This window comes from Cupriavidus sp. HMR-1 (assembly GCF_000319775.1).
Lineage (GTDB): Bacteria > Pseudomonadota > Gammaproteobacteria > Burkholderiales > Burkholderiaceae > Cupriavidus > Cupriavidus metallidurans.
In genome coordinates, this window is sequence record NZ_ANKP01000282.1 from 1 (window position 1) to 10,491 (window position 10,491).

The following is a 10,491-nucleotide window of genomic DNA, read 5'->3' on the forward strand; positions in this document are numbered from 1 at the left end:
GCTGACGTGACCCGGGCAGCGACCGGCGCCCCGCAGGAAGGGGACGCCGGCGCAGCCCCGGATGAACCTGCCGGCCATCCCCGCCAGCGGGTATCATCGGCGCGAGAGCTTCCGCGCGCGCCGATGCCCCATTCCGACGACTTCCTTGCCGTGCATGACCCTGCCGCGCCCGGCCCGGTGCACGCGCCGGAGTCGAGCACGCGCTGGTGGGGGTTTGCCGCCGCGCTGATGGTGGGGCTTCTGGCGCTGTGCTCGCTGACCTGGCTGTTTTCGGTCCAGCGCGGCATCGCCGCATTGCAGCAGTCCACGGCCATGCGTGCCGACCGTTATGCGGCCACGCTTGAATCGACGCTGGACCGCTACGAATTCCTTCCCGCGCTAGTATCGCTGCACCCTTCGGTGCGCGCGCTGCTGGCCAATCCTGAAGACCCGGCCCGTATTGCCGTGGCCAACAACTACCTGGCCGAGGTCAATACCCGGGCCCGCGCGTCGGCCACCTACGTCATCGCGGCCAGCGGGCTGGCACTGGCCGCCAGCAACCATGGCGAGCCGGGCAGCTTCGTCGGTACCGACTACCGCTTCCGCCCGTACTTCCAGATGGCGTCGCGCGGCCAGATCGGCCGCTTCTACGCGATCGGCATCACCAGCGACGAGCCCGGCTATTACATCGCCCAGCCGATCGAGTCGGGCGGCAAGGTTATTGGTGTGACGGTGGTGAAGCTGAACCTCGAATGGTTCCAGCGCGCGGGCTCCGGTAGCACCGAGCCGCTGATGGTGTCCGACGACCACGGCGTGATCTTCCTGTCGTCGGTGCCGGGCTGGCAGTACCGCACGCTTCGGCCCCTGCCGCCCACGCTTCAGGCCGAACTGCACAACACGCGCCAGTATCACGACGTCGACGTCACGCCGCTGCCGATCCAGCCGCTGGATTCCCCGGTCTCGCGCTGGCTGGCCAGCACCACGCTCAACGATGGCGAACGGCTGGTGAGGGTTGGCGCCGCGGGCAGCACGGGGGCCACGGCACGAGATGGCGATGACGGTCAGGGCGCGCACTTCGGGCTGTCCAGCGATGGCGCGGACCGCTACCTGGAAATCAATCGCGCCGTCGGGCCCGCAGGCTGGAACATGCAGGTGATGGCGCAACTGGACCCGGTGCTGGCGAGCGCGCGCACCGCGACGATTGGCGCGGCGCTGGCCTATGCGTGCATCTGCCTGCTGCTGGTGAACCTGCGCCAGCGCCGCCAGCGCGCGCGCGATATGCAATACAGCCGCCGGCTGCTGGAAGCGGCCTACGATCAACTGGAACGGCGCGTGGAGGCCCGCACGGCCGACCTGATGGCGATCAACGAGCAACTCGAAGCCGAAGTGGCCGAGCGCGCGCGGACTGAAGGCGAACTGCGCGCGACGCAGGATGAACTGGTGCAGGCCAGCAAGCTGGCGGCGCTGGGGCAGATGGCCGCCGGCATTACCCATGAACTGAACCAGCCGCTGGCGGCCCTGCGCACGTTCTCGGACAACACGCGCGTGTTGCTGGAGCGCGGTCAGCTCGATGCAGCCACCGGCAATCTCTCCGCCATCGCCGATCTGACCGAGCGGATGGGCAAGATCACGGGCCAGCTCAAGCTGTTCGCGGGCAAGGCGCGTCAGCGCCGCAATGCCGTGCGCGTGCGTGCCGCCATCGACCATGTGCTGCAACTGATCGCGCCACGGCTGGGTCGGGTGATGCTACGGGTGCGGGGGCTCGACGGCGACACGGCGGACCTGGCCGTATGGGCCGACGAACTCAAGCTCGAGCAGGTGCTGCTGAATCTCGTCGGCAATGCGCTCGATGCCATTGCGGCGGCCGGCGCCGAGGATGGCCGCGTCGATATCGCCGTCAGCGCGAAGGACGAGACCGTGACGCTGGTCGTGCGCGACAATGGGCCCGGTATCGCGCCGGAGGCGCTGCCACGGCTGTTCGAGCCGTTCTTCACGACCAAGGAGATCGGCCAGGGGCTCGGCCTGGGATTGGCGATTTCGTCGTCGATCGTGCGCGAGTTCGGCGGGCAACTGACGGCCGGCAACGTCGAGGGCGGCGGCGCGGAATTCGTCGTGACACTGCGGCGCTCGCGCCAGACGGCCACGGCGTGAGGCGCCTGAACGGCGTCAAGGATGACAGGTAAAGACATGATTGCGATGCAGGACGGATTGCGTGTGCTGTTCGTCGAGGACGAACCACTGGTGCGTCAGGCGACGGCGCAGAGCCTGGAACTGGCTGGCTTTTCGGTGCTGGCGCTGCCTTCGGCCGAAGCGGCGATGCCGCATCTTGGCGCGGACTTCCCGGGGGTGCTGGTTACCGATGTGCGCCTGTCCGGCGCGAGCGGGCTGGATCTGCTGCAGCACTGCCGCAATGCCGCGCCGGGCGTGCCGGTGATCCTGGTCACGGGGCACGGCGATATCACGATGGCGGTGCAGGCGATGCGCGAGGGCGCCTATGACTTCATCGAGAAGCCGTTCGGCGCGGATCGTCTGACCGAAACGGTGCGCCGCGCGCTGGAGCGCCGCGCGCTCGAACTGGAGAACCACGCGTTGCGCCGCGAGCTGGCTGGCCCGGCTGCCGGCACACGGATCATCGGCCGGTCGCCGGCGATCGCGCAGGTGCGTGACCTGATCGCCAATGTGGCGGCCACCGATGTGCCGGTGATGATCAACGGCGAGACCGGTACGGGCAAGGAACTCGTGGCGCGGAGCCTGCACGCGCTCTCCACGCGGCGTGACCAGCCCTTCATCGCGCTGAACTGCGGCGCCGTACCAGAGTCGATTTTCGAGAGCGAGATGTTCGGCCACGAGGCCGGCGCATTTACCGGCGCGGGCAAGCGGCGTGTGGGCAAGCTCGAACATGCGTCGGGCGGCACGCTGTTCCTCGACGAGATCGAGAGCATGCCGCTGGCCTTGCAGGTGAAGCTGCTGCGCGTGCTGCAGGAGGGCACGCTGGAGCGGCTCGGCTCGAATACGTCGATACCGATCGACGTGCGCATCATCGCGGCTTCGAAGGGCGACATGGAGGCACTGGTGGCGCAGGGCACGTTCCGGCAGGATCTGCTGTACCGGCTCAACGTGGTGACGATTCCGCTACCGCCGCTGCGCGAGCGACGCGAGGACATCGTGCCGCTGTTCGAGCACTTCATGCTCGTTGCCGCCGTGCGCTATCAGCGGCCGGCGCCGATCCTGTCCGAGATGCAGCGCCAGCAACTGATGCAACGACCCTGGCCCGGCAATGTGCGGGAACTGCGCAACGCGGCAGATCGACTGGTGCTGGGCGTGCCGGAAGGCGGACACGCCGGCGGCAAGGCTGATCCCGTTGACGAATCGACGCCGCTGCGCGAGCGGATGGAGCGCTACGAGCGCGCCGTGATCGCCGATACGCTGGCCCGCACGGGCGGTGCCGTCAGCCAGGCGGCGGACCTGCTGCAAGTGGGCAAGGCGACGCTTTACGACAAGATCAAACGCTACGGACTGTAACGGCCGTACTCGGGGAAGGCGGGGGTCGGTACACTCTGGCCCGGCTCTCTTCCCTGGTTTCTTATCCCGCGATATCCCGCGATATCCCGCGATACCCCGCGAGCGGAATAACGGTGGGGCAGAGGGCAAGCGCCTCCATTGCTACCGCCCCGACCCATGCCCCACGCCCATCCGGCCGACATCGACGGCCACCACCTGACCCCCGACACCGTCGCTGCCATCGCACGTGGCCAGCGCGCCGCCATCGTCCCGGAGCCCGTCCTTGGCAAGGTTGCCGATGCCCGCGCCCGCTTCGAGCAGGTGGCTGCGGCCAATGTGCCGATCTACGGCGTTTCCACGGGCTTTGGCGAACTGGTGCACAACTGGGTCGACATCGAACATGGCCGTGCGCTGCAGGAGAACCTGCTGCGCAGCCATTGCGCGGGTGTGGGTCCGCTGTTTTCGCGCGACGAGGTCCGCGCGATGATGGTCGCGCGTGCCAATGCGTTGGCACGCGGATATTCGGCGGTGCGGCCGGCCGTTATCGAGCAACTGCTGAAGTATCTGGAAGCCGGCATCACGCCGGCCGTGCCGCAGGTGGGTTCGCTCGGCGCCAGCGGTGATCTGGCGCCGCTGTCGCACGTCGCCATCACGCTGATCGGCGAAGGCAAGGTGCTGACCGACGATGGTGGTACGGCACCCACGGCCGACGTCCTGCGCGAGCGTGGCATCGCGCCGCTCGCGCTGGCGTACAAGGAAGGGCTGGCGCTGATCAACGGGACATCGGCCATGACCGGGGTGTCGTGCCTGTTGCTGGAGACGCTGCGCGCGCAGGTCCAGCAGGCCGAGATCATCGCGGCGCTGGCGCTCGAAGGACTGTCCGCCTCGGCCGATGCCTTCATGGCCCATGGGCACGACATCGCCAAACCGCATCCGGGACAGATCCGCTCGGCGGCGAACATGCGCGCGCTGCTGGCCGATTCGGCGCGGCTTTCCGGGCATGGCGAACTGTCCGCCGAGATGAAGACGCGCGCGGGCGAGGCCAAGAACACCGGCACCGGCGTGTTCATCCAGAAGGCCTACACGCTGCGCTGTATTCCGCAGGTGCTTGGCGCGGTGCGCGATACGCTCGATCATTGCGCCACAGTGGTCGAGCGCGAACTCAATTCATCGAACGACAATCCGCTGTTCTTCGAAGACGGCGAGCTGTTCCATGGCGGCAACTTCCACGGCCAGCAGGTGGCATTCGCAATGGACTTCCTGGCCATTGCCGCCACGCAGCTGGGCGTGGTGTCGGAGCGCCGCCTGAACCGCCTGCTGAGCCCGCATCTGAACAACAATCTGCCGGCGTTCCTGGCGGCGGCGAACGAGGGGTTGTCGTGCGGGTTTGCCGGGGCACAGTATCCGGCCACGGCGCTGATCGCCGAGAACCGCACGATCTGCAGCCCGGCGAGCATCCAGAGTGTGCCGTCGAACGGCGACAACCAGGATGTGGTCAGCATGGGGCTGATCGCCGCTCGCAACGCCCGCCGCATTCTCGACAATAACCAGTACATCCTCGCGCTGGAGTTGCTGGCGTCATGCCAGGCTGCCGAACTCGCGGGTGCGGTCGAGCAACTGGCGCCGGCAGGCCGCGCCGTGTTCGCGTTCGTGCGGGAGCGCGTGCCGTTCCTGTCGATCGATCGCTATATGACCGACGATATCGAGGCCATGGCGGCGCTGCTCCGTCAGGGTGCGCTGGTTGAGGTCGTGCGCGGCGCAGGCATCGAACTGGCCTGACGAACTCTGGCGGTAGCTTTCGGTAATGAGCGGTTTCCTACTTCCACATGCCGCGCATTCGGCTGGCGAGGTCTACCTGCGGTAGCGTGGCCTTCGCCTGCTGGCCTTCCCCCGGCATTGGCGCGGGCGGCCACGAGCGGCTGTAGAAATTTGGCATCACGCGGTTCGGCAGGAAGCGCGTGCGCGATGCGTAGACGTGGCGATCGCCAAAGCCGACCTGGTTGTGCACGTAGAAGCGTTGTGGCACGACGATGTCGAGGTGGTCGCGCGCGCGCGTCATCGCCACGTACAGCAGGCGGCGCTCTTCCTCGATTTCCTCGGTGGTGCCGGTGGCAAGATCGGATGGCATGCAGCCATCTACCGCATTGAGCACGTACACGGCCTTCCACTCCTGCCCCTTGGCCGAATGGATCGTCGACAGGATCAGGTAGTCCTCGTCGCGCGAGGGCACGCCCGATTCGTCGCTCGATGCGCTGGGCGGGTCGAGCGTGAGTTCGGTGAGAAAGCGTTCCCGAGACGCATAGGTGGCCGCGATGCGCTCGATCTGCTGCAGATCCGCCTGCCGCGCGGCGGCATCGTCGTGCATCCGTTCGAGGTGCGGCATGTACCAGGCGATCACCTGTTCGAATTCCGATGGCCATGGCGAGGTCGGCGCCATCAGCGCACGCGCCAGCGTCACCAGTTCATCCCAGGCGGGCGCGGCGGCGGGGGGCGGCTCGAAGGCTTCGAGCGCGATCAACGGTTCGGTGGCGGCTTCCAGTCCTTCAAGCACGCGCGCGGCCGTTTTCGGGCCGATGCCGGGCAGCAACTGCAGCGTGCGGAATCCGGCCATGCGGTCGCGTGGATTTTCCAGCCAGCGCACCACAGCCATCACGTCCTTGACGTGCGTCGACTCCAGAAACTTCAGTCCGCCGAACTTCACGAACGGGATATTGCGCCGGGCCAACTCGATCTCGACCTGGGCGCTGTGGTCGGCCGCGCGGAACAGCACCGCCTGCTGCATCAGCGACAAGCCAGCCTCGCGCCGCGCCAGTACCTGCTCGACGACGAAGCGCGCCTGCTCGGCCTCGTCGTTGACCACCACCACGCCGGGCTTCTCCGCCGATTCGCGCAAGGACCAGAGATCCTTGGTGAAGCGTTCGGCCGCGAGGCCAATCACGGCATTGGCGGCGCCGAGGATCGGCTGCGTCGAGCGATAGTTCTGCGACAGCGTGACCTGCTCGGCCGGCGGCGAGAACCGTGTCGGGAAATCGAGGATATTGCGCACGGTGGCGCCGCGGAATGCGTAGATCGACTGCGCGTCGTCGCCCACCACGGTCAGGCCGCGCCCTTGCGGCTTGAGCGCCAGCAGGATCGACGCCTGCAACGCGTTGGTGTCCTGGTACTCGTCGACCAGCACATGGTCGAAGCGTGCGCCCATGTCCTGCGCCAGTGCGGGCTCGGTCATCGCCTGCGCCCAGTAGAGCAACAGGTCGTCGTAGTCGAGCACCTGCTGCTTCTGCTTGGCTTCCACGTAGGCGGCGAACAGGCCCTTGAGCGCGTCTGCCCACATCGCGTAGCGCGGGAACTGCGTCTTCAGCACAACCTCGAGCGGCAACTGCGTGTTGACCACGCGCGAATAGATTGCGAGGCAGGTTTCCTTGCGCGGGAAGCGCGAGGTCTGCTCGGATAGCCCGAGGTCATGGCGGACCACGTGCATCAGGTCGGCCGCATCGCCGCGGTCGCTGATGGTGAAGGTCGGAGCAAGCCCGAGCGTTTCGGCGTACTCGCGCAGCAGGCGGGCGCCGATGGCGTGGAACGTGCCTGACCACTGCAGCGCGGCGCGCCCCGCGCCGGTCTGGATGCCGAGTGCCTGGTCGACGATGCGCTCGACACGGCGCCCCATTTCGGAGGCGGCGCGGCGCGAGAACGTCAGCAGCAGGATGCGGCGCGGATCGGCGCCGTTCACGACCAGATGCGCCACCCGATGCGCGAGCGTGTTGGTCTTGCCAGAGCCCGCGCCGGCAATGATCAGCAGCGGCGCGTCACCGTCGTACTCCACCGCCGCGCGCTGTTCCGGATTCAGCCGGGAAAGATAGGCGGGGGCGTCGGCGACCTCGGTGTCGGGCGACTCGGCAGCGGCTTCAGGGGCAAGTTCCGGTAACACGTCAGGGCAGGCAGTCGGATGGATGCGATGAGAAAAATCTGGCGCTCACTGTATATCCATACAGCCCTGACAGGCAAGCCGGATGCCCGACGATGTGAGCCGGGCAACAAAAAAGGTGCCGCATGGGCACCTTTTCGTTGGGTTTGGCGTTGTTCAGGCCGCGTTGGCCAGTGCGCCGTCGAGCAGCTTGTGCAGGGCGTCCCACTCGGGCTCGCCCACGTAGCGCTTGAGAATCTTGCCGTTCTTGTCCACCACGAAGGTCGTCGGCGTGAGCTGGACGTTGCCGAAGGCCTTGGCCGCCGCGCCGTCGGCGTCCATCGCCACCTTGAATGGCAGTTCACGGGTCTTGGCGTAGTTCATCACGTACATCGGCGGGTCGTAGTTCATCGCCACCGCCACGAAGTCCAGCCCCTTGTCCTTGAACTGCTTGTAGGTGCTGACCATCTGAGGCATTTCCTTGACGCACGTGGCGCAGCTCGTGGCCCAGAAGTTGATCAGGTAGACCTTGCCCTTCAGGTCGCCAGTGCTGAGCTTTTCGCCCGAAAGCAGCGTGAATGTGGCGTCGGGGACCGTATTCGCGGGCGTCATGGCGCGGTAGCCGAAGAAGCCGAGCAGCGCGACGATGACAACGGCTACAGCGATCGGCCAGCGCTTCTTGCTCGAGGGTGTGGCAGGGGTGGCGGAATTCGACATGGGGTTACGGTCCCGAGGGGAGGCCATCTACAGACAGCGGCTATTCTACTGCCGCTGTTAGCCGGCAGTGGCAAGCCGGATCAAATGCGCACTATCTGCGGCATTCCGCCGCATTTCCTGGTGATTGACTACTTGGACGCCGCCAGCCCTTCGGCGAGCCTGGCACGTGCCGTATCCACGGCTTGTTCGAGGTAAGCGCCGTAGAAGTCCGGCTGCAGGCCGCGCAGCGGGCTGGCCAGGTTGCGGCCGTTGCGATCCAGGAACAGGACGGTCGGGGCCACCGTGATGTTGTGGGCGCGTGCCCATTGCTTCGCGGTGGTCATGGTGCCGTCGGCGTCGCGCAGCGGCGTGTCGGCCGTCATGTCGAGCTCGCGCGCGGTGATCTCGCCAGCGGCCGCCTGTGGCGCCAGATAGTTGCGGCGGGCGGTCTCGCAATACGTGCAGCCGGGCAAGCTGACCAGCACGACCAGCGGCCCGCCCTGTTTCGCGGCGTCAGCGGACTGGGCGGCAATATCGGTGACGGGCGGCAGATGGCTTGCCGCCATCGACACAGCCGGGCCCACCAGCAGCAACAGCGCGGCGAGACCATGCAGAACGGAGCGAAGCAGGGGCGAGCGGGGCGTCATGCTGGGGCGTCGGTGGGTATTCCGTGAGAACCTGGTGAAGACGTCGCCGCATTTGATTTCGTGCGCATCTGGTGCGAACGTGCGCGGCTTCCCGGATAATACCGGCTTGCGCCAGATTGCGCCGACATCCCCCATGCGCCGCCCCAGCCCCCGACCTGCCCCTCGCGTTCCCCTGCTGATTGCCATCGTGCTGCTGGCTCTGGCCGGCTGCTCGCCGCGCTATGACTGGCGCACCATCGTCTCGAGCGAAGGGCAGTATGCGGCGCTATATCCGGACAAGCCGACCAGCGCCGCGCGCGATGTGGCGATCGCCGGGCGCCAGTTGCCGATGCGCATGGAGGCCGCCCGGATCGACAACACGTTGTTCGCCGTCGGCGTGGTTTCCCTTCCCGCCGATGATGCGGGGCTACGCCGCGAGGCGCTGGCGTCGATGCAGGCCGGCCTGATAGGCAACCTCGGTGCGCATCCCGACAGCCCCGCGCGCTCGCGTCCGGTCACGGTCATGTCGGCGGGGCAGCCACCCGTTGCGCTGGACGGTGTGGAGGTGACTGTCGCTGGCATATCGCCCCAGGACAAATCACCGCGCCGACTGACCGCGCGGCTGGTGGCGTCCGGCTCGCGTGTCTATCAGGCAGTGGTGCTCGAGGCCGGCGATGCGGCGAAGGATGCGCGCCAGGCCGAGCAGGTCGAGCAGTTCCTCACCGGTTTTCACCCGTTCTAAATCCGTTCCAAGTCTTTCAGGTAGTCAATCAAGGAGTTCGTCATGCGTTGGGAAGTCTGGCTGGCCTATTTTGCCGCGTGCTGGGTGATCGCTGTCTCGCCCGGTTCGGGCGCCGTGCTGTCGATGAGCCACGGTCTGTCATACGGCCTGAAGAAGACGTCGACGACGATTCTGGGCCTGCAGACCGGCCTGGTGATCATCCTGCTAATTGCGGGCGGCGGACTTGGCGCGCTGCTGCTGGCGTCCGAGGAAGCATTCCTGGTGGTCAAGACGATTGGCGCGATGTACCTGATCTACCTGGGTATCCAGCAGTGGCGTGCCAAGGTTGAGACGAACCCGCAGAACAGCGAGGACAAGACGGTGCGTGTGGCCACCATGAGCCGGCGCCGGCGCTTCGCCACGGGGCTGCTGACGAACGTCACCAACCCCAAGGGCATCATCTTTATGGTGGCCGTGCTGCCGCAATTCATCGACCCGACGCATGCGCTCGGGCTGCAACTGGCTATCCTGGCGGCGACGATGTGCTTTGTGGACCTGATCGTGATGCACGGCTATGCGCTACTGGCGTCGCGCATGCAGGGCCTGTTCCGCAACGCGCGTGCCGTGCGCTGGCAAAACCGCTTCTTCGGCAGCGTGCTGGTGGCCGTGGGCACCGCGCTGTTCTTTGTCCGGCGTCATCACGCCTGAGCGTTGATGGTGAGGGCGGGTGGCGCACGGTCGACAGGTTTGCTTCAATAGGAAGTGATCAGGAATCTATGGAGACCCCGATGCCTGCCGTCGCCCACCTGCAAGCCACGTATCGCGCCCATCGGGAGCCTCCACCGGGTGAGCCGACGCCGCCCGGCTTCCCAGCCGACCAGCCGCCGATCGAGGAACCGCCACCGCCACCGGTGGAGCCACCGGTTTGAGTGGAAGCTGAAAATGACAAGGTCCGCGTTTTCCTAAGAGGCGCTATCAAAATGAAGCGAAGCGGTTCTGGCTAGGGTGAAGCAGGGGTTTCGGCTCGTATGCGAGCCGCCTGCGGAACGGCATGTGCCTGCGAGCAC

9 protein-coding genes are annotated in these 10,491 nt (G+C 66.7%); 6 read left to right on the plus strand and 3 right to left on the minus strand.

The window, feature by feature from the left end:
- Positions 1-123 precede the first annotated feature (123 nt).
- The 3 genes from D769_RS30500 to cmdF all read left to right on the plus strand — a co-directional run bounded on the left by D769_RS30500 (position 124) and on the right by cmdF (position 5,259).
- Positions 124-2,130 (plus strand): ATP-binding protein, encoded by a 2,007-nt coding sequence (locus D769_RS30500; protein ID WP_040011369.1) that lies wholly within the window; start codon positions 124-126, stop codon positions 2,128-2,130.
- A gap of 45 nt (positions 2,131-2,175) precedes the next feature.
- On the plus strand, positions 2,176-3,501 hold the full coding sequence (locus D769_RS30505; protein ID WP_008652608.1) for a sigma-54 dependent transcriptional regulator: 1,326 nt from the start codon (positions 2,176-2,178) through the stop codon (positions 3,499-3,501).
- Between the two features lie 156 nt (positions 3,502-3,657).
- Entirely contained in the window at positions 3,658-5,259 is a 1,602-nt protein-coding gene (gene cmdF / locus D769_RS30510) for a tyrosine 2,3-aminomutase (RefSeq protein WP_008652610.1), read from the plus strand.
- A 37-nt stretch (positions 5,260-5,296) separates the two neighbouring features.
- Here cmdF and D769_RS30515 read toward each other — a convergent pair whose 3' ends face one another.
- The 3 genes from D769_RS30515 to D769_RS30525 all read right to left on the minus strand — a co-directional run bounded on the left by D769_RS30515 (position 5,297) and on the right by D769_RS30525 (position 8,724).
- Positions 5,297-7,405, minus strand: coding sequence for an ATP-dependent helicase (locus tag D769_RS30515; protein WP_008652611.1), 2,109 nt, complete (start codon positions 7,403-7,405; stop codon positions 5,297-5,299).
- Positions 7,406-7,558: 153 nt separating this feature from the next.
- On the minus strand, positions 7,559-8,098 hold the full coding sequence (locus D769_RS30520) for a TlpA disulfide reductase family protein (protein WP_008652614.1): 540 nt from the start codon (positions 8,096-8,098) through the stop codon (positions 7,559-7,561).
- A 128-nt stretch (positions 8,099-8,226) separates the two neighbouring features.
- Positions 8,227-8,724, minus strand: a complete 498-nt coding sequence (locus D769_RS30525; RefSeq protein ID WP_008652615.1) for a thioredoxin family protein — start codon at positions 8,722-8,724, stop codon at positions 8,227-8,229.
- 133 nt (positions 8,725-8,857) lie between these two features.
- Between D769_RS30525 and D769_RS30530 the strand changes: the two genes are divergently transcribed.
- The 3 genes from D769_RS30530 (at position 8,858) to D769_RS32495 (ending at position 10,353) form a co-directional block, all read left to right on the plus strand.
- Entirely contained in the window at positions 8,858-9,445 is a 588-nt protein-coding gene (locus D769_RS30530) for a hypothetical protein (RefSeq protein WP_035881315.1), read from the plus strand.
- Positions 9,446-9,487: 42 nt separating this feature from the next.
- The gene (locus D769_RS30535; RefSeq protein ID WP_008652617.1) at positions 9,488-10,132 is read left to right on the plus strand and encodes a LysE family transporter; all 645 of its coding nucleotides are present in this window, start codon (positions 9,488-9,490) and stop codon (positions 10,130-10,132) included.
- An 80-nt stretch (positions 10,133-10,212) separates the two neighbouring features.
- Positions 10,213-10,353, plus strand: coding sequence for a hypothetical protein (locus D769_RS32495; protein WP_187192294.1), 141 nt, complete (start codon positions 10,213-10,215; stop codon positions 10,351-10,353).
- Positions 10,354-10,491: the final 138 nt, after the last annotated feature.